Source organism: Collinsella sp. CLA-JM-H32B (assembly GCF_040098065.1).
In the GTDB taxonomy this organism is placed as follows: Bacteria; Actinomycetota; Coriobacteriia; order Coriobacteriales; family Coriobacteriaceae; genus Collinsella.
Map to the genome: position 1 here is coordinate 161,389 of NZ_JBBNNA010000003.1, position 21,786 is coordinate 183,174.

Sequence of the window (21,786 nt, forward strand, 5' to 3'; positions counted from 1 at the left end):
GGAACGGCCTTCTCAATCATAAATGTAAAGGAGACACTTTGGCCGATACAGGCGCCCCGGCCGACAACTTTCAGATGGGCCTCTCCGACATTTACATTAGAGTCATATTCACAGGTAAAATCTTCGCCCTCAATGAGATCACTGACGACTGTTTTCTCGTGTTCAGAACCATCGTATATTACGGAAGATGTATCCACAGATACAGTTGCGGGCGTCAATTCCTTTTGCCAGATATAGACGCCACCGTCCCCCTTGATGTCATCAAGGCCACGAAATGCGTGCCCATTACCAAGATTGACCCATTTGCCGGTAAATAAGCCTGAATCTCCAGGAGTACAAAACGTCTCATCTGACTGAGATTTGTAAACTCGGAAGCTGTTTCCGACGCTAATTCGCTTTAATGAATTTACGCCACTGAACATATAGGCATTATCTGTATAGTTGTTTGAACTGAATGTAAGCCCCGAAATATCTAGCGTCTCCAAAGAGCTGCAGCCACCAAAAGCAAAATAAGAACTCTTCAATGCGGAAGGAAATGAACCTGACATCAAAAAAGTTTCAAGCATTTTATCGCCAGAACAAACATGTTCGATGGTCTCAAGAACAGGTGAAGAAAAGCCGCGCAGATCGACGCACCTCAAAGAGTCACAATCTTTAAAAGTGTTTTTAAGGCACCAAACTCTTGTCTGTCCCAAACTTCCTAAAGAAATGGATTCGAGTTTTGAGCAATTTTGAAATGTCGACTCGAGACTCTTGAGCGACCGCGCATTTAAGTTATTGAACTTTATGCTTTTGAGTTGATTACACCAAAAGAACATTTCCTTCATGCTCAGAAGCTCTGGAACGTAAAAAGAGGTTAAATCTAGAGACTGAATTGCATGCGCCTCATAAAACATACGCTCCATATTGGTGACTCGCGAAGTGTCGAAGGATGAGACATCAACCCCGACAACACCAGACCCCTGAAACATACCGCACATACTAGTAACATTGCATGTTTCAAAGGAGCTCAGATCGAGCGTCAATTTTTTTCCGAAACCGTAAAACATGTAGGACATGTCCGTCGCTCTAGACGTGTCCAATCCCGACAAGTCTGCACTAGCGACATTCCCCAAGCCATAAAACATCCGACTGGTAGTGGTGCCCGCCGCAACGACACCCCTTTCAACTAAAACAGCAGTAATCGAGTCGCTATATTCACGCCAAGGGGCTTTTGCATAATTGTCGAGCTCAGCACTTGCGAGATTATTTCGGGGGCGAATAATCAAAGTACCGTTTGAATCAATCATCCATTCACAAAGGCCACACTTGGCCCATGGAGCAATCTCTTTCTTGGCTTCCAGCGGTTCGATCTGAGAATCCAAAATGGGGCAGTCATCTTCCGCACGCTGCGCCATCGATTCACAAGCTCCCTCACGGCCATCGACCGAAGAACTCGAAGCCGTCTTAACCTCATTTTCCCCAGAAGAAGCAGGCGCAGCCTCATTCGAGTTGTCACCAGTGGAGGGAGCGTCAACCGAGCCGTCCGCAGCATCCGCATCCTCTTCGCTGGCGGGAATCTCGACATAGTCGCTCCCCTGCTCCAAGCCAAGAGCAATTGCCTGAACAGGGCACTGCTGGAACAGAAGCGCGGTGGTAACAACGAGCTGAACAGCTACGTATGCGCACTTGCGGAGGGCTTTCATAGCACAGGTCCTTCTTCTCGCGGGGTATCAGTCATCCAAATTTGATGATACGACCGTGCGCGAACCAAATGTTGAGCAACAAATGCGAGCGGCTGTTATCCGACAACAAGCGGACCGGCACATTTTCTAAATAGGACATATCAATAAATGTTGCGCAACAAAAATGTGCCAATCTAAAAGTTTTGGAGGAGCGCATATGGATCATCGAGGATGTCCAGCTTCATTTCCCACCCGGCAGCGAACGCGAAAACCTCGTGCAAACTGAGTCGTCAATACGGCCGATCACAAATAACGCGGTAAGATTAATCGTCGAATTATCAGTATCGGATTCCTAAAACGTCAACTTTGCAGGGAGATATCTATGAACATCACCGTCGCAGGCCTTGGCTATGTAGGCCTTTCGCTTGCCTGCCTGCTCTCCAAGTACAACGACGTGGTCGCCATCGATATCAACGAGCACAGGGTTGCCGAAATTAACAACGGCATCTCCCCCATTAAGGATTCCTGCATCGAGGCATATCTGGCAGATCGCCCCTCCACCCTGCAAGCGACAACGGACTCCGCCGCGGCTTACGCAAACGCGGACTATGTCGTCATAGCAACACCAACCAACTACGATGACGTCACCCACTACTTTGATACCTCAAGCATCGAAAGCGTCCTGGATTTAGTCAAAGAGCTCAACCCTGGCGCTGTCGTGGTTATCAAGTCCACCATTCCCGTTGGCTACACCAAGGACGTAAGCGCTAAATATCCTCAGCTCCAAATCATCTTCTCACCCGAGTTTTTGCGCGAGGGCCATGCGCTCGAGGACAACCTGCACCCCAGTCGCATCGTCGCCGGCATCACGAAGGCCGCCGACCGCAAGGCCGCCCAAGCCTTCGTCGATCTTTTGGACGAAGGCTCCGAAGATGCAGGAACAGAAATCCTAGTGACGGGCTCCACCGAAGCCGAGGCCATCAAGCTCTTTGCCAACACATATCTGGCGCTGAGGGTTTCGTACTTTAACGAGCTCGACACCTATGCCAAAAGTAAAGGCCTCAACACGCGCGATATCATCCAGGGCGTTTGCCTGGACCCGCGCATCGGGACCCACTACAACAACCCCAGCTTCGGCTACGGCGGGTACTGCCTGCCCAAGGATTCCAAGCAGCTCCTCGCCAACTTCCAGGACGTCCCCCAAAACCTGATTCGCGCCATCGTCGATTCCAACAGCACGCGAAAGCAGTTTATCGTCGATCAAGTTCTGGCGATGCAGCCGAAGGTCGTCGGCGCATTCCGCCTCACCATGAAGAGCGGTTCGGACAACTTCAGGCAGAGCTCGACACTCGATGTAATCGACAAGCTTAGGACTCACGGAGTCGAGGTCATCGTTTACGAACCCTCCAGTTCCCTCGATACACTCCAAGGCTGCCGCGTCGTCAACGACCTCGTCTTATTTAAGCAGGCAAGCGACGTGATCATCGCCAATCGCTACGACAGCGTTCTCGACGATGTGACAGACAAGGTTTACACGCGAGACCTCTGGCAGAGGGATTAGCACCAGTAAAAGTTGTTGCGCAACAGTTTTCACATTTCCCCTCATATACTCTGAAGTACATAGGCAACCTATGAGAGGTGGTTTTATGCGAAGCGAACAAGCGCAGTCAAAATGCTTCCTAGGAAGACTTTGTTTGCCCTTCTTAGGAGCCCTTTTTGTACTGGCATTTCTGCCGCTCTTCGCGACGGAAGCGCTAGCTTTACAGGTTAATGTCCAGCGCGTGGCAGGCGACACGCGCTACGACACAATGTCGGAATTGATTTCGAACGTTGGCGGATGGAGCGCATCCGATAAGGTAATACTTGCCAGTGGCACAAATTATCCTGACGCGCTGTCTGCCTCTGCGTTAGCCGGCGTACATGACGCCCCAATTATCCTTACAGACCCCACTGAGCTATCAAGCAAGGCAGCTGCAACAATTAAACAGCTTGGCCCGTCAACCATTTATGTTGTTGGCGGCCCTTCAGCCGTGAGCGACGCGGCACTACAGGCGGCAAGCAATATATGCGGAAGCAATACGATTCGGCTATACGGCTCAACTCGATACGAAACTAGCCTAGAGATCTTGCGCCAATGCAATTCTTCGTCTGACACAGTAATTGTCGCTACAGGCGCAAATTACGCAGATTCCCTATCGATAAGCCCATTCGCGTATGTAACCAAGAGTCCCATCGTATTGTGCGACCCTTACGGCGGCATCACGCAAGAGGCTGTCGAAGCAATTCGCGCAGGAGGATTCTCCAGGGCAATCCTTGTTGGCGGCAACGCAGCTGTCCCCGATGTCGTGATCTCTCAACTCAATAATGCAAATATTGCCACCGATGGAATTCGCCGTCTGAGTGGAGTGACTCGCTACGAAACAAGTACGCAGATTACTGCTTTTGAAATATCGGAAACCAGCCTCTTTACGGCAGACCCGCTGGGATTTGCGACTGGCTCAAACTACGCCGACGCCCTTGCAATGGAACCCTGCATGGGCAGAATCAACTCACCCCTTCTTCTTGTTGATAGTGGAGCGCAAACAGCATGCGCTTACATTGAACGGTTTAAGGGCAATGTTGGCAACGCCTTCGTTGCTGGCGGCATTAACGCAGTATCCGACGATGACTATCAACGCATAGTTGTGGCGTTGACGCCGAATGATACACCAACGCAGCCGAAACCGAACCTCACGGACCTATCAGGCGCTCAAGTTAAAGTACCGCAACAACAATACACGGGCCAGCCGCTCACGCCGGCCCCCGAAGTCACCCTTGGTGATCAAAAGCTCAAAAAGGATGTCGATTACAGTGTCTCGTATTCGAACAATACTAAGGCTGGAACGGCAACCGTCACAGTTACTGGCATTAATCAATACACGGGAGTCGCCAAAGGCACTTTTGAAATTATCGATAAACCTTCCGTCTCCAAGCAGAGCGTAAATATACCCTCCCCCGCCAAGCTAACCTACAGCGGGTCCAGCCAAACCGCCATAGCCTCAAACGAAATCTATACCGTCAAGAACGGCGCGGCCACAAATGCGGGTTCCTATAAGGCCACGCTTTCGCTCAAGGACAAGACCCGTTATCAGTGGGCTTCAACCGGCAAATCCGACGACGTCGAAGTGAACTGGTCCATCTCTGCGGCAAGCATTTCGTCGGCCAAGGTCAGCGCCGCCAAACAGACGTTCAATGGTCAGGCTCTGTCCCCTAGCGTCACTGTTAAGCTCGGTGACCGTACCCTTAAGAGCGGAACGGACTACGCCGTCTCATATTCAAACAATCAGCATGCGGGCACCGCCGAGGCAACCGTAACCGGCAAAGGCAACTACACCGGCACCGCTAGCGGGACGTTCACCATCTCGCCCGCAAACATCTCGGAGGCGAGCATTAGCGTTGCAGCCCAAAACTACACCGGCTCGCAGCTTACGCCCGTACCCACGGTCACGCTCGACGGCAAGTCGCTCGAATCCGGTACGGACTTTACAACCTCCTACAGCAACAACATCAAAGTCGGAACCGCAAACATTACCGTCACCGGCAAGGACGACTACACTGGATCGGCAACTTCGACGTTTAAGATCACTAGGGGTCAGGCAACCGTCAAAAAGGTAAAGGTCGGCGAAATTACCGTCACGGTCTACAGCTATCCCGATGGATACAGTTACGTCGACGTCCCTAATCAATGGCTTTCGATTAGCACATGTAACAACACCAATCGATGCGTCGATGTGGCAGCGGTTTCCAAGGACAACGGCGCTAATGTTCAGCTCTGGGACAACAACGGTGTAACAGGCCAGATCTGGAAATTCGTTGAGGAATCTGAGGGCGTATACCGCATAAAGAACGCCTATTCGGATAAGTATCTGAGCCTTGACTCTAATCATAAAAATGAAGAGGGTTGTAACGTTCTTCAGTTGAGTTCAAGCGGTAGAGACGATCAGCTGTGGCGTGCCGAGGTCTACAACAACAAGCTGATGTTCATAAACGTGCATTCCAATTATGTCCTCGATTGCTACGGCGGATACGCCGACAATGGAACCAACATCCAGGTCTGGAGCCGCAATAACAGTAAGGCCCAGCTATTCGAGCTCAAGCCCGAGACGATTAAAACAAAAGGCACGAGGACCATTACGGTTGGCAACGTAAGCGTTACCGAGCATACCTACGATAACGGCGATCGCTATTACGTAGTCTCCGAAGGTATGTACATTATTCAGAGCTGTTCTGGCAGCAATCAGGTCCTTGATGTGGTTGGGGGCGGCAAAGACAACGGCGTCAACGTTAATTCTTGGTCAAGCAACGGAACCAATTGGCAAAAATGGCAGTTCGTCAAAACTGAAAATGGCATCTACAAGATTATCAACGTAAATTCGGGAAAATGCCTAGAAGTCGCTGGCCAGGATACAAACGTCAACGGCGGTAATGTCCAACAATGGGACTACGTTGGAGGCAACAATCAGAAATGGAAACTGTGGCTTACCAAAGACAATAAGCTCGTGTTTTTGAACCTGGCCACACAGCGCGCACTGAATATTACCGGCAATACGGCAACAAACGGTGCCAACGTCACCATACAAGACAGGAACCTAAGCGCCAACCAGTCTTGGACACTCAGGCGCACGTCCAAGCAAATCGACCCCAATGAAGAGTGCCGTAGCATGGAAAACGAGATCTGGACGGCTTACTGCAATTACCGCAGGAGCAAGGGTTTCTCGATTCCCGTGCGCGACAGCTACATGGAGGCCCTCGCACACCAGTCTGCACAACATTGCGCAGATGTTGGCAAACTTGAACATACCATGAGGAAACAGTATCACATCTACTCAGACATCCTACAATACGCCACATACCGAATGACCGGCGACGACGCTGTAACCAAATGGAAGAATCACAAGGAGCATCGAATTATGATGAATTGCAGAACCGTAACAAAAGCAGGCGTAGGCGTAGTAAACAAGAATGGAACCTACTACATGGCGATTGTCTATGACTTCACCGGCACGAATGTTGGTGACGATTAAACCCGCACACGCTTTGACGTAAACGCATGTCATAACACACAAGAAGGGCCACATCAAACGATGTGGCCCTTTTACTTTCAAAGTGCTCCATGGCAAATTCACACCAGAGGCCATCAAGGCACCCCAAAACATAGGAAGACAGATGTCCAGACTGTCATCGCGCACAAGCTCGGCAAAAGGCTCGGGCTGCACACAGCTGCCCTCCAGATCGCCAAGAAGGCTATCGAGGATTACGTCGTTACCCCCGACATTAAGATTGCTGTGACCTCGCCATCGACAATTGCTTGTATTCCGTGGCGCTGCAAACCCGAAAAAAGCGAAGAGGCCTAAAGGACCCCTTCGCTGTACGCATTAAAACAAGGTGTGCTACTTAATCTGCATATTCATAGCCTCTGAAAGGCTATTGGCAGTAGTTTCACCAACCGCATTTACTCCACCGGCAATATAGGCAGCCGTCGGAACCATGTCCTGCATGTCAGGACGACTCCCGTAGTCCTCAGTCCACTTGCGTGCATACTGAACCGCCGCATCATTATAATCATCAACCAAAAGAACAAAAGACCGTGAATGACCGGCAACCGGACCAGCCGCCAAAGCATCGGGGAAATTCTTTCCCGTAGCAAATATCGAACCGCTTAGACCAAGAACGCTTGAATTATTAAATAACGAGGAAGCGCGTTCGGCGATTTTCACGCTTGTTTCATAGCGCGTACTACCAAAATAGCGGTTATACGACACGCCAACGGACTCGAGCTGAGCCTCAACGGATGACGGAACGGCTTGATTGCCTCCAACGATCATGGCGTTTCTTATGCCCTTAGCTTTAAGAAAAGCTAATGCGTCATCCGATAAACCAGCCACAGGATCGCACAAAAGGATGGGCATTTTACCCGCATATGCATAAGGACTTACAGACAGCGCATCGGCGAAGGTTGTGCCCGTAGCAATTATGACCTGCCAAGGCGCCTCCCCGTCGATATTGGCAACGTTATAGGCTGTTTTAGCTATGCGCAGCGAAGTTTCGTACCTCGTCTGACCACTCAATCGCTGAATATAGGCTTGAGAATTGGCCTTCAGCTGATCCTCCACAGTTGAGGAAACAGCACTTTCGCCTCCGACAATATAAATAAAACTGGGATTGAGTTTTTGAATCTGTTCCTTAACCTCTGCGGTTAAATCACTCGGATCGGTCAGCAGAATAGGAGCTGGATCATAGCAGCCAGCCAGCGAAGACGCAGCGAGGGCATCAGGATAGTTAGTCGCAGAGGCCACAATAACGACGCCGTTTTTCCCAGCACTCATTAGGTCTACCAATCCACTCATGGTCTGATAGCGAGTGGCGCCGTTGATTCGAGTGAGCATCTTAGGCTGAGAGGGGTTAAAGGGCTTGCCGGCATTGCGGTTCCAGTTAACTCGCCAAGTAACTTTAGGAGAATCAGCGCCCCTAGGATGCACGGTAAAAATGGTACCTGCTGGATTTCCTGTAGAGTCTTTAAGCGACTCGTTGTCAACTATCCAGCCATAATCCGAAATCCCGAGGACACCATATCCTTCAGGAAGCAAGTACTCAGGAGCGTTATAGTCCTCAAGGGGATTAAACCCTTCGGGCTCAACCCAGTTAGCAGGGTCCCAGCAACACATCTTTAATGATAGTCCCACTAAGCAATATCGGACATCAATAAAGGGTTGCACAGCCCAGTACAACCCTTTATTTCTTATGTCTGCAATAGCGCGATTCAACTCATCCATCGCTCAAAGCGAATTATCACTTATATAAAAACAGCAACTCAGCTATTTTTGGGGAAACCTTATTAATAATCAGAATCAACAAAAAAGTTGCTCCAAAAACGATTGCGGAAAGAATAGAGACTGAAGCAAAATAGCCTAAAGCACCCATTTGAGACATCACAAAAAACGGAGACTGAAACAAATCAATTACTGCATAATGCACTAAATAGATGCCGAAAGAAGCCCTAGAAACCAACTCAATCACATGGCAGCGATTTAGTCTTAAATAATTGAATAGGATTAAATATAAGCAGCAGGATGCAATTAGAAGCAGCAAATCGGAATACCAGAGCACATACCCACGTTGGTAAACGGAAGATATAAATAACATGGCGACTAGCAGGAAATAGCTGGCTGCGCCTATAACTAAAACAATCCTCGATTTACAACGAACGTCAAAAGCGCCGCTCTGAACGAAGTAGCCAAAAACAATATACAGACCGTATGCTCCACCAAGAAATGAAATATCGAGAGCAGAGTTCCCGCCAATAGGCGAAAACCCAAAGACAACCGATATATTCGATACAAAGGGCAGGACAAACTGAACGAGAAGCAGAACGCCCAGCGGTAAAGAAAAACTTCGGAACGTAAAATTTCGAAAAACCACTGCAACAAAAGGCAGCGCGATGTATATCCCAATTATCATTGGAAGATACCAGAGAACCGCACGCGGGCAGTTTTCCAGCAACAATAAAATACGAAATGCCTGAAATATATCAAACGGCTGATCAAGAATTAGGATAGATCGGACATAATAAAACGCTGTGCAAAGGGCTGCAGAAACAACTAATGGAAGCAGCTTACGCTTATAAAACGAAACAACATCATCATTGCCCTTAACTAATTTAGAAAGAACAAGGCTTCCGGTCAAAAATAAAAACAGCGGCACGCCTATACGACCAAGCGCAAAGAAAGCCGAATAAGATAGCGTGATCCTCAACTGTGGTGCCGCAATCTTGCCATATAAGCGCTCGTTACAATGACAAACAACCACAAGCAAAATTGCAAGACATCTTATATAGTCAAGCTTATTAACCCTAGAGCCAATGGCCATATGAGCAGAAGACGGTTTCACATGATAACGACATAAATACTGCAAATTAGCAACACCCTTGACTCTAGTTTTACTAATCACTAACCAGACCGTGGCTAACGCTCAAAAATCACATCGCAACAGTAAGCAATGATCCATTAATCACTCAAAAAAACAAAGGCCGCCAACAAGCTGCAGACGACCCAACAAAAACAAGGTGCTCCATGGCGGATTCGAACCGTCGACCTTGGGATTAGAAGTCCCCTGCTCTATCCAACTGAGCTAATGGAGCGGGTAAAAATTGATTATACCCTAATTGAACTGATCACGGTATGCTCTGCAAACCGCATCAACGGGACCGTCCATGCGAAGATCGCCTTTCTCGATCCACACAGCGCGCTGGCAAATACGCTCAACCTGATCCATTGAGTGCGAAACGAATAGGACAGTAACATCACCGGATTCAATAAAATGTTGAATTCGCCTTTCGCACTTTTCCTGGAAGAACACGTCACCAACCGATAGCGTTTCATCAACAATCAAAATATCAGGCTCGGTAATCGTAGCAATTGCAAAGGCGATACGTGCCACCATACCCGAAGAAAAATTCTTTAGCGGCATATCGACAAAATCATTAAGCTCAGCAAAATCGATGATCCCATCAAAGTTTGCATCGATAAATTCCTTGGTATATCCGAGAAGCGAGCCGTTAAGGTAGATATTCTCGCGAGCCGTCAGCTCCGGGTCAAAACCGGCACCAAGCTCAATAAGCGGAGCAATGTTGCCATGAACCCTGACCTCGCCTTCGCTCGGCTCAAGAACGCCAGCAATGATCTTAAGCATAGTGGATTTGCCGGATCCATTCGTTCCGACCAGACCAACGACCTCGCCCTGATGAACTTCGAATGAGATGTGTTTAAGTGCCCTAAACTCCTCAAAAAAGAGTTCGTGTTTCGCAAGCTTTATAAAATACTCTTTAAAGCTACCCAGCGACTCAGAAGCCATATTAAAGACCATAGAGACATCTTTGACTTCAACCGAAAGAGGCTTCTTCTCATAGTCAACCGAGGGCATAGCACCCGCTTGAATAACTCCAGACATACTATTCCCCTAGATATAAAGAATGAACTTATGCTCGCTCTTATGAAATACTGCATACCCTATAACCAGTGAAAGGACTGCCCATAGGACGCAAAAAACCAATACCTGTGTGGAAGGATTGCATTGAAACAGGAAGATATCACGCATGAAAGTCAAATAGTTATACATGGGGTTCGCATACATTAGAACCCTAAGGATATGTGGCATTCCGGCAATAAAATCTGTAGTCCAAAAAATAGGAGTAAAGTACGTCCAGGCGGTAATCACAACGCTCCAAAGATGGATCACATCTCTAAAGAAAACTGCAAGGGCAGAAAGCGCCAGACCAATACCCATGCAAAACAACATTAAAAGAATCAGACACACCGGAAGCCAAACAAGATGCCATGTGGGCACTACACGGAACCACAACATGACTAAGGCAACAGCAACAAGCGAAAAAGCAAAATTTACCAAGGCAAACAAAGCCTTTTGAACGGGAAATACCCAGCGATGGACTTTGACCTTCTTTAACAATGACGCTGCAGCAAGTATCGACGTCATGGCCTGCGATGTGGAATCGGACATAACGGCGAAAGTAACATTACCAACAATTAAATAAAGCGGATACATCTCTGGCGTAATAGAACCATTTCGGCCCTGGGCAAAAATCGTCGAAAAAACGACCGCCATCACGATCATCATAAGCAAAGGATTAAGCACTGACCACGCGACGCCAAGAACGCTACGACGATATTTCAGCTTAAAATCCTTGGTAACTAGCTGTTTTAGGATGTAAAAATCCTTTTGAATATCATTGGCCGCGTGCGATTGAATACTCTTCGCACCAACGCGGCCATCCATGCTATTCGCCACAAACGACTCCTTAACAACAATATCATGTCGAGAGAGAAGTATATCCTCCCGTAGCTCGCAGAATGAACGGGCGCCTAAAAGAGGGGTATTAACCCATACTTTATCTAAAGAAAGGCATGGAGCGTGCGCTCCATGCCTCGAAACAGACTCGGCTACTTCTTTCCCTGAACAGCTCTACCAATAGATTTAAGAACTTCACGCCGCGCAGAGCCAACGGGACATAACGGGTCAACTATTTTACGCAGCGGGCTGGTTTCAGAAACGGCCTTTTCGTGCATCAACAGCGGTGTGTCAGCTGAAGAACCGGATCCAACAAGCAAAGCAAGAAGCTTCTCATAGAAAGGTGTCTCACGGGCATACTTCCAATACAGCTGGCTACGATCGCAATAAGCGAACTTCCATGGCTTTTCAAACCCGGCATAGTGCACAATCCGCTCATGGCTACGCGAATCATTAAATGCATCAAAAACCTGGTGAGGAGCATAGCTGAACACGTTTGCGATGCGATTGCCACAATCAATCATAACGTTCCAGTCATAGTTAAGCCAGGTAACGCGCCCTTCGCAATGAGCATTCAACACATCCTGGTCGTTATAAATAAAACGATCGTCAGAAGCAAATTCGAGCCACTCTTCAATCGTGTGAAGACTCCGCATTTCACGCGTGTTAAGCAGCAGAACACCGGCCTGGAAGTAATCATAGGGGTTAGTCATCCCTAGTACCGTCTTGGCATACTTTAAACGCTCACCATTTTTCATGTTTAAGTTGCCTAGGAAATCGATATCCCGTGTTGCGCCGAGCAGGTTAGTACCGAGTTCGGTTTCATACAGCTCCGAAACGTCACCCTTAACAATAAGATCAGAATCAAGATAAAGGACTTTATTGTAGTAAGGCAATAGCTTCTGAATAAGGAAGCGATAATAAGTCTCAACACTAATATGCGGATTATTTGTAGTCAGCTCATATCGATCGATGATGGCAGAGACGCTGCAGAACCTCACACCGGCGTGAGGGAAAGCCCCAAAGAAGCTCTTCATACGAGCTTGATTTTCCCCATTGATATCACGATGCAGCACGACGATATCGTAGCGATAGTCTGTAGAAGCATTTGCAAGCATTGAATAGATTGTGGTCGTAAGCATGGGGACATAATTATTGTCCGAGGCAAAGACAACAGGGATTATGGGGCGGGGATCGCCAGAAAGACGCGGAAGACCGAGTTCGCCATGATAATCTGGCTCAGTGAAGTGAACACACTGCAGCTCGGCAGTTTTCCAACCCTCACCAACACGCTCATGATGAAGCAAATAAATATTCAAGAGCCTTTCAGCAAGGTGACCGGGTGTGCGCAGGCCTTCCTTGCTGTATTTCGACATGTCTGTCGTATTAACAAACTCTTCGAGAATCGGGAATAACCATTCGCAATATGCGTTAAAAATGGCCCGCTTCATGATGAACATGTTGCAGAAGCGCGCGGTGTGCCCTTTGAGGAAAGCCTGAGCATCCTCAAGATACTCAGGATGCTGTTTACCGAGAATGGAAACGACTTTATCAAGATCCTCGACAAACAATTTGTCGGCAAGATCGTATTGCTTGCGAATGGTTGCAGAAGACCCGCAGTAAGGACGAATATCCTTACGCTCGGTCGTAATCACGTCAAATTCTTTCACGTATTTACGGACGCTATCGTCGTCAAGACAATACTCAGCCTGAGATTTAGCATCAATATAGGCGTCCATCACCTCGCCATAAAGATTTTCCTCATGGCGTTTTCGAGCAAAATCAAAATAGCGACGATAGTGACAAAAACCAACATAATCGCTGCCGGTATTCTTCCAAGCCCAATACTGCGTAGTCAGTTCGCAATACATAGGGTTTTGATCAGAAATATTCTCGCCGTCGTTATCCTGGAATGCCCAGTGGAAAATATCACTTCGAGATGAACAACCGACCTGAACAGGCTGGAATAATTCGCTGTCGAACAAATCGACTCTTTTATGAGTTGATACAAAGATCCGGATATCCTGTTTCGCGCAACAACGCTTTTTTGCCCTCTCTTCAACTTCGCAAATATGAAGCTTGGCAGCATCAGCGAAATCCATAAGGCGATTGGAAACAAAATAATCTGTACCTGCCATTGATTTGGCCTCGCGATACCAAGTCCTTAATGTATCTACCGAAACATCGCCACTGTCATTTACCCACTCCGCATAAGCTGCATCACGAGTCAGGCGCATAACTTGTTCAGCAACTTCCAAGTCACCAACCACGGAAGCCGCTTTTTTAGCTGCATCGATTTTATTGGAATTATCTACGCGAACAAACCAATCGTTAAATAGAAGATCCATCAACTTTGTCTTACCGCCACTGAAGGCCATAGACAAATCAAATTTATTGAAATTCTCGGAGAATTCTGCCATATGTGTCACAGAACTCCAGAAGCCCTGAGTGCTCCGCAGGAAAGAGTCAGGCGACATCTTGGACCCTGAGTTAACTCCGCGACCCAAATAATACTTAAGCCCGACAATATCGTTACAGGTAAGCTGAGAATCTGCCTCTGCAAGAGCAACAAAACATTCGTAACCGTCTTGAGCGCGACCCATCCTATCGTTTGTCATATCGGAGAACGCTCGTTTAAAGTAACGGGCGTCATAAGCACGTTGTGTGATGCGCCAATCTTGGCGATAACCAGCCTCGCTGCTGAATGCAGCGTTACAGATATCCGAACCGTTCAAAGGCTCAATATCACGATTAACATAGGACTCAAATTCAATACGTTCTTGCTCAGATACGCCCGCATTTACAACCTTAATCCCAAAATGGTAGATGTCTGCAGGATGAGCAAGAGAGTAGTCATTGAGCTCTGAAAGAAAGCCGGGCTCAAGTTCGTCATCAGAATCTAAAAGAATAATGAGATCGCCAGAGCATTGTTCGACAGCAGATTTGCGGCCAAGATGAACGCCCTCGTTGTGCGATTTAATAATGGGCTTAACACGGCTATCGCGCTCGGCGTAGTCTTTAAGAATTGAAGCAGTATTATCAGGACTGCCGTCGTCGACAATAATCAATTCAAAATCAGCAAAAGACTGATGCAGCACGCTATCGATGCAGGCAGGCAGGTATTCCGCGTCTTTATAGGAAGAAACACAAATAGAAAAACGAGACAAGACTACGCTCCTAATCATAAGTGAGAGCAAACACGAATCAGCATAATGCAGCTTGGCTAAAGCTAATCCATAAAAAATTGGAAACATAAAATAGGCGGTGTCCAGTCGTTCAAAACGAATCGACCAGAATAATGCTCAGAGATGCCAAGAGGATCAAGATCTAACTGTGTATCAATTGAAATAAGTTCCTTCGAATTTCAACTAACATGGCGTTAATAGACAAACACAAAAATAAAGAGAAAATAATCTCCACCCAGTGATTAACGAATGGCACAGAACCCAAAACACCAAGTATCGAAACGTGAAACATATAAACGTTTCCACTTGACTCGCCCAAATATTTGAAAAAACTACCCAAGAGGGAGCCTTCTCTTGCGATTTGAGTCATCAGAAGGATTAAACAGAATGCAATAAACGAATCAACCATTAAGTTCAATTTAAAACGCGCAACGCACAATCCCAGGAGAACGATGCCGGCAAGTGGATATTTATAAGTGTTACGGCACTCCAAAAACTTAACAAATAATCCCCTTTTACATGCAGTCATTCCCAAAACAAAAGCAAAAATATAAAACAATTCTCTGTCGGTATGCATATTAGGGTCATCAACGATGAGATAAACCAGCCAAGGCGTATAAGCAACAAGTAGCAGGATGCAGTTAGCGAGCTTTCCCTTCGAGATGACCATATAAAAAAACGGCGCAAGCACATAGCAGCATATAGCAGCACCCAAATACCACCACGCTCCACATAGCGTAGGTGAGCTAAAGAATTCTGAGGCCAATCCGAACATGTCTTTTACCAGAAACAGAAGAAATCCAAAACCCTTACCGTAAACTGATACAACCGAAACACCGACGCAAACAGAAACTAACAGCGAGAATAAGTACATCGGGATAAAAGACGACCAGAACTTACGCAACCGATTGCAAATAGCAGCGGCCATATTGGAAAAAGACCCATCTGTCTTGCTCAATTTAAAACAGATGCCGTAACCTGACAGGATCATAAAAATAGAAACGCATGATTTTGCAGAAGTAGCCAATACCTGTGAAATAGATAGCTGAGCAATAGGTAAATTAACCCCCGGATTATTGGGAATAATATGGTGAACAAAAAGCAATATGAGCGCCAGGCCCTTAGCACATGACGTCATTGTTTTGGTAAACCCAAGCGAATGAGCAGGCTGATTAATCTCGGTTGGCATCTTTACCCTTACGTACATATGAAACGATAAGTGGAAACAACTTCACGGCAAGCAGAATTGCAATAGCCACAAAGAACAGAGTCAATCCCAAGCGATAGGTGGAATCAATATATTTAAGAGTGACAGTATGTTTTCCATGTCCAATTTTAATTGAAGTAAAAGCCAAGTTTGCTAAATGGGTATTCACCTCAGTGCCATCAACAAAAGCCCTCCAATTAGCAGAATAAGGAATTGGTGCAAATAAATAACCTGCGCTTGGAGCGTCAATGGAAACGGACAACTCATCATTGGTAAATGAAATCACCGAACAATTTGCTTTGTTCCTTTCGTTACAAGAACTTAGATAGTGATCAATATATTTATCGGGAACAGCCTCAACCCATATATTGCTTAACTCGGCATCATCGGCACAGTTGACACCAACGATAGAAATCTCAACCTTGTTGTAATGATTATTGCTGAATGGAATCCTTACAGATTCATCGCCAGCAGCGAGATACACCGGCAAAACATCCTCAGAATCATCTTGAGAGTTATAAAACTTTGCAACGATCGAGACGCTACCACTCGTTGTAGCCGACGCATGAAACTTAAAATTCAATGCGATACATCCATCGAAATCCTGAATATCAAATTGCGAAGACTTCGAGACGGTTACATTGTTTGGTGAAGATCCGATGCAGTCTCCATAAGTCAGTGCCTCATGATTTTTCTCAACAATGGTTTTACCTTCAGCAGACTTAGAATCGTCTAACACCAACGCATCCAGAAGAAGCGCTCCTCTATCAGAACGTTCAGACTTATAGAAATCAGAGTCGCTGATTACACTTGATGCGGAGTAGAACGAAATCGGCTGAATTGAATTTTGATTCTCATATACTTGGTAATAACCATCACTATTTAAATTGGTATAACCAAATGGGCTGATATAGCTAATGTCAGGGTTTGAGTAAACCGAGTAGCCCACTCCAAGCATCGCGTTCAGACTAATATCAGAAAAGCCATAGGTATATCGCGAATAGCCCAGCTGCTCGATATAATCGTTGCCAACAGCAGACATAAACTCCGTAACAGCGGAAGAAGTGCCAACCCCTCCAATATAAGATTCAGTTCCCATATATGAATTTGCCATAGGAGCGGTCAGCATTTGAGTTTGAAAATCAATCCTAGCTGGCTGTTTTATCGCATATTCGGAAATCGTGTCGCGCAAATCAGTATTGAAGGAATCCCAATACTGCTGTTTACTGACTGTCGGAACATCATTAACAAGCTGATATCCACCGAACAATACAGATGCAACCGATATGAAAACAATTAAATAGTTAAAGAAAGACGAATGGCGAAGGAAGCTGACTAATAAAAATACCAAAATTGCGAACAAAGAAAAATAGAGCAGAGCGTGTTTATTCACGTTAAATTCAAGGAAAGCGGCAGAGACAATCGTGACCACGAATGCAGCGCAGATCCAGACAAATACTTGAATGGCATTGTTCCCATTGAGTAGATTTTCAAAGCCGATGGCTCCGCATAAGGCGAGAACGAAAATAACCCAAACCGATGACATTCGGAAATCAAATGAGCCAACAGCGCCGCCGCCGAGCAAGAACCTAAAAACATCAAGACAAACATAAGCGGCCACGGAAATTAATAGCACCGAAAGCCAGCAACGACGAGCTCTAGTCTGACCCTTAAAGCAAAAAGGCAAGCATACAACCGCAGCAACACTTGAAGAATAGAAAGCGTTGCCCAAAAAACCAGATGGACTCGAGCATTCACTCATAAATCCAAAAGAAGTACTCGAGATGAAACCCAACCATTGTTCAGCAAGAATTTGTGGGTTAGATAAAAGGGATATCGAGTTAACCGCTAGGTTACCACCAGAATCTTTAGAGACACGGGCGCTGTCTAAATAGGTTGAGATATTTGGAAGAAGGGAAGGCGCAGAAACGGCAATGCCCATTACATAAAGGAAACCCAAATTTGCAAAGCAATGAATATAGGACCTGTAGCACTGACTTTTACCAAAATAACCTAAATAAAAAGCTGTAAACATAACCAAAATACATGTATATAGAACGAGTCCATATACACTTAAAGTCATGATTATTAAAGCAAGCGTAATTGGAAATGCAACGAATTTCTTTTTATCGTGCAGCACTCTTGCAACAGCCCAAAGAAATGCCGAGAGCAAAGTTACTTCCAGCGTATAGGCAGTCCATGCACAAAGCGCCAGCATCCTGCCCGAGAATGCAATGCCAAAACCGAATATAAACTTCGTCTGATATCTACAATTAAAATAACCCAAAAACAAGTAGAAAAACGAGCCGGCGAGAAGGATCTTAGCAATCTGGAATATACACATCATCCTGGGTAAGTTATCCCTACCGAACCATGAAACGATGTACTCCGGGTTAAATAATTGTACAGTCGTTCCACCTAAAAACTGTGACGCATTCCAGGTAGAAAAATTTAACTGAGAAAATCGATCAGCCGCATTTAGAAAAAAGGGTACAGACTGGCCAAAGCTGTCAGAACCATAATCTACATAGATTAGATAACTACCCCCAAATAAATATCGAGCGTAGAGAAAGACGGAAACAAGGGTAAGAAGCAATAGATAGAATAAAAATAGGGAGCACGATTTATGCCTCAGACAGAACTCATAAACCTTTCCAAATGCATGAAACCTAGACATAGCTAATGAATTATTGACCATTACGTTGATATTTCTCCTCGGTCGCAGCCTTTGCCTGACGCCACCAGCTCTCATTTTCAACATACCATTTAATAGTTCTTTTCAGACCAGCGGCGAAATCAGTATGCTGTGGTTTCCAACCAAGCTCTCTACGAAGCTTTGAACTATCGATGGCATAACGCCGATCATGGCCGGGACGATCAGCGACCCAGTCAAAATCATCAGCATCCCTGCCCATGGCCCTAAGAATCATACGCAATACTTCTATATTGCTCTTCTCACCATCGGCGCCAATAAGATAGGTTTCTCCGATTCTTCCCTTGGTTAAAATATCCCAAACAGCCGAAGAATGGTCCTCTGTGTAAATCCAATCGCGTACGTTTTCGCCTGAACCGTACAGCTTGGGACGTCTTCCATCAATAATGTTTGTAATTTGCCTTGGAATGAACTTTTCGACATGTTGATAAGGGCCGTAGTTATTGGAACAGTTCGAAATGGTGGTACGTAAACCGTACGTACGGGTCCATGCTCTGACCAGCATATCCGAGCTAGCTTTTGTTGAACTGTAAGGCGAGCTGGGACGATATGGAGTTTGCTCGGTAAATCTTGCCGGATCGTCTAGGGCAAGATCGCCATATACCTCATCAGTCGAGACGTGATGATAGCGAATATTATACTTGCGAACTGATTCCAGTAAACGATAGGTTCCCTCAACATTAGTTCGTAGGAACGGAAAGGGATCATTAATCGAATTGTCGTTATGTGATTCCGCGGCATAATGCACAATTGCATCATGCCCGGGAATTAGTTCATCAAGCAATGCCGAATCACAGATATCACCGACGACAAGCTCAACCCTATCCTTAGGCAAGGAGGCAATGTTCTCCGGATTACCGGCATAGGTAAGTTTATCGAGAACAGTGACATGAACTTCAGGGTGATTATTAACAACGTAATGAACGAAGTTAGATCCAATAAAGCCACAGCCACCTGTAACAATTATATTTTTAGGTTCAAAAGGAATGCACATGCTAATTAACCTGTTCTTCATCTGCAATTGAAATTAAATAACGACCATAATCGGTCTTTTTCAGCTTCTCACCAAGTGTTCGAAGCTGATCGGAATCAATAAACTTGCGGCGGTAGGCTATCTCCTCTATGCATGCAATGAAGTAACCTTGACGGCTCTGCACAGCTTCAACGTACTCAGCCGCCTTTAACATGCCCGCAGGAGTTCCAGTATCAAGCCAGGCCATCCCACGACCCATAAGCTCGACAGAAAGCTCCCCACGCTCAAGATATGCGTTATTGATACTGGTTATCTCAAGCTCGCCACGTGATGACGGCTCAACCTTGGATGCAAAATCAGAGACCTGACCGTCATAGAAATACAGACCTGGCACGGCATAATTGGACTTTGGATCACTAGGCTTTTCCTCAATTCCAACAACCTTATGGTCTTCATCAAATTCGACTACGCCAAACGCGCGTGCGTCTTTAACAGGGTAGCCAAACACAACGGCCCCGCCCTTGTTTTCTACAGTCATACGGGCGTTTGATAAAATACGGGTCAAATCCTGACCATGGAACATATTATCGCCAAGAACCAAAGCGCAAGGCTCCCCCGCAAGGAACTCACGACCAATCGTAAAGGCCTCCGCTAGACCCCTGGGCTCATCTTGCTGAGCATAGCAAATCCGCATTCCCAGCAAAGAGCCATCCCCGAACAAATCCTTAAATGCAGGCAAATCCCTAGGTGTAGAAATGAGCAGCACCTCACGAATTCCTGCGAGCATCAAAACTGACAAAGGATAATAAACCAACGGTTTGTCATAAATAGGAAGCAATTGCTTATTAACAGACTTGGTAATGGGGTGCAAGCGAGTGCCTGAGCCTCCGGCCAATATAATGCCCTTCATATGCCCTCCTAGAATCAGTCGAAACAAAACCAATAATAGATGTTAACAACACTTTGCTACAATTAAGGCAATTCTTTTTCCGTAGCCCACACCCGGTACAGCCCAACGACCGTCAAGATCTTCGAGACACGGAGCGATTCCACGGTCGACCTTATTAAAACGGGGGTCAACGCATACAGTATTCAGAGGCTCGGATGAGGCGTACGCCTTCAAATGCTGCACCTGCGCACGCAGCCCAATTCGAACGTTATCAAAAGTCACGCCAGCTGCAGATGTATTTATTGCGCCAATGCCACCAAAATTGCATTGTTCTGCTTTTACGCTGCCGCCAAATTGAAGCCAGCCCGTTTCAAGCATTGCTTGGGCAAACAGGATCTCTGCCTTAACACCTTCAGCATTCGCTTCCTCTAATACTATCTGGCAAAAGTCATTAATAGTTGTTGCACCTTTCGATGCATAAATAGTCGGATAGGTATGCCCAGTGGACTTAAATAGAGAAACCATGCTCGAAACCGTTGCAGCAGACTTACCCATAATGGGCGTGCCCAAAGTTGTACACGCCACGAGGTCGGCGTCGGAGAAGGGCGACCAGGACGATCCGTTCCAGGCCTGGACCAGGAACTTGTAGGAAGCGCCGTTCGAGAGGCCCTTCACGGTGTAGGACTCCTCGGCGCAGTCGAGCGTGTAGGTCTTGTAGCCGGACCCCTGGCGGACGGCGACCGCGTAGCGGGTCGCTCCTGGCACGTGGCCCCAGGTGAGCTCGACCGACCTGTCGCCGGCCTTCGCGGAGACCTTGGGGCTGACGGTGCCCGAGGGGGCGGCGGAGCACAGGTAGCCGTCGGCGGTCGACGACCAGGACCCGTCGACCCGGGCCTGGACCAGGAAGCGGTGGGTAACGCCGTTGGCGAGGTCGGAGACCTTGAAGGAGGTGCCCTTCTCGTCGAGCGTGTAGGTCCTGTACGACCCGTCCGCGAGCCTCTCGGCGACGGCGTAGCGCTCGGCGCCGGCGACGGCCTTCCAGGAGACGGTGACCTCACCGTCGCCGGTCGCCTCGGCCTGAGCCTCGGGGGCCCTGGGGTCCGACGGGCGGCACGCCACGAGGTCGGCGTCGGAGAAGGGCGACCAGGACGATCCGTTCCAGGCCTGGACCAGGAACTTGTAGGAAGCGCCGTTCGAGAGGCCCTTCACGGTGTAGGACTCCTCGGCGCAGTCGAGCGTGTAGGTCTTGTAGCCGGACCCCTGGCGGACGGCGACCGCGTAGCGGGTCGCTCCTGGCACGTGGCCCCAGGTGAGC

Annotated in this window: 13 protein-coding genes and 1 tRNA gene; 3 read left to right on the forward strand and 11 right to left on the reverse strand. The window is 47.1% G+C overall.

Going from position 1 to position 21,786, the window contains the following annotated elements:
* The first annotated feature begins 38 nt into the window (after positions 1-38).
* The 3 genes from AAA138_RS03700 to AAA138_RS03710 all read left to right on the forward strand — a co-directional run bounded on the left by AAA138_RS03700 (position 39) and on the right by AAA138_RS03710 (position 6,727).
* Positions 39-317: a hypothetical protein gene (locus tag AAA138_RS03700; RefSeq protein WP_349089621.1), complete on the forward strand. Its 279-nt coding sequence runs from the start codon at positions 39-41 to the stop codon at positions 315-317.
* Between the two features lie 1,729 nt (positions 318-2,046).
* Positions 2,047-3,225, forward strand: coding sequence for a nucleotide sugar dehydrogenase (locus AAA138_RS03705; protein ID WP_349089622.1), 1,179 nt, complete (start codon positions 2,047-2,049; stop codon positions 3,223-3,225).
* 85 nt (positions 3,226-3,310) lie between these two features.
* Entirely contained in the window at positions 3,311-6,727 is a 3,417-nt protein-coding gene (locus tag AAA138_RS03710; RefSeq protein ID WP_349089623.1) for an RICIN domain-containing protein, read from the forward strand.
* Between the two features lie 366 nt (positions 6,728-7,093).
* Here the strand turns inward: AAA138_RS03710 and AAA138_RS03715 are convergent, their stop codons facing one another.
* The 11 genes from AAA138_RS03715 to AAA138_RS03765 form a co-directional block, all read right to left on the reverse strand.
* Positions 7,094-8,467, reverse strand: a complete 1,374-nt coding sequence (locus AAA138_RS03715; protein ID WP_349089624.1) for a cell wall-binding repeat-containing protein — start codon at positions 8,465-8,467, stop codon at positions 7,094-7,096.
* A 25-nt stretch (positions 8,468-8,492) separates the two neighbouring features.
* Positions 8,493-9,650 carry an acyltransferase gene (locus tag AAA138_RS03720; protein ID WP_349089626.1) on the reverse strand — a complete coding sequence of 386 codons (1,158 nt, stop codon included), beginning with the start codon at positions 9,648-9,650 and terminating at the stop codon, positions 8,493-8,495.
* Between the two features lie 116 nt (positions 9,651-9,766).
* Positions 9,767-9,840, reverse strand: a tRNA-Arg gene (locus tag AAA138_RS03725).
* 20 nt (positions 9,841-9,860) lie between these two features.
* Positions 9,861-10,649 (reverse strand): ABC transporter ATP-binding protein, encoded by a 789-nt coding sequence (locus AAA138_RS03730; protein WP_349089627.1) that lies wholly within the window; start codon positions 10,647-10,649, stop codon positions 9,861-9,863.
* Positions 10,650-10,658: 9 nt separating this feature from the next.
* Positions 10,659-11,492, reverse strand: a complete 834-nt coding sequence (locus AAA138_RS03735; protein WP_349089638.1) for an ABC transporter permease — start codon at positions 11,490-11,492, stop codon at positions 10,659-10,661.
* Positions 11,493-11,656: 164 nt separating this feature from the next.
* A complete protein-coding gene (locus tag AAA138_RS03740) occupies positions 11,657-14,671 on the reverse strand; it encodes a DUF4422 domain-containing protein (RefSeq protein ID WP_349089629.1) in 3,015 nt (1,004 codons plus the stop codon).
* Positions 14,672-14,831: 160 nt separating this feature from the next.
* The gene (locus AAA138_RS03745) at positions 14,832-15,878 is read right to left on the reverse strand and encodes an acyltransferase (protein WP_349089630.1); all 1,047 of its coding nucleotides are present in this window, start codon (positions 15,876-15,878) and stop codon (positions 14,832-14,834) included.
* A complete protein-coding gene (locus AAA138_RS03750; RefSeq protein WP_349089631.1) occupies positions 15,862-18,594 on the reverse strand; it encodes a YfhO family protein in 2,733 nt (910 codons plus the stop codon). Before AAA138_RS03750 ends, AAA138_RS03745 begins: the two co-directional genes overlap by 17 nt.
* Complete coding sequence (gene rfbB / locus AAA138_RS03755; protein WP_349089632.1) at positions 18,584-19,603, reverse strand: dTDP-glucose 4,6-dehydratase; 1,020 nt, start codon at positions 19,601-19,603, stop codon at positions 18,584-18,586. The genes AAA138_RS03750 and rfbB overlap by 11 nt, the downstream gene beginning before the upstream one ends.
* A 1-nt stretch (position 19,604) precedes the next feature.
* Positions 19,605-20,492: a glucose-1-phosphate thymidylyltransferase RfbA gene (gene rfbA / locus AAA138_RS03760; protein ID WP_349089633.1), complete on the reverse strand. Its 888-nt coding sequence runs from the start codon at positions 20,490-20,492 to the stop codon at positions 19,605-19,607.
* Positions 20,493-20,534: 42 nt separating this feature from the next.
* Positions 20,535-21,786: fibronectin type III domain-containing protein (locus AAA138_RS03765; RefSeq protein ID WP_349089634.1), on the reverse strand; the 1,252-nt coding region annotated here is incomplete at its 5' end.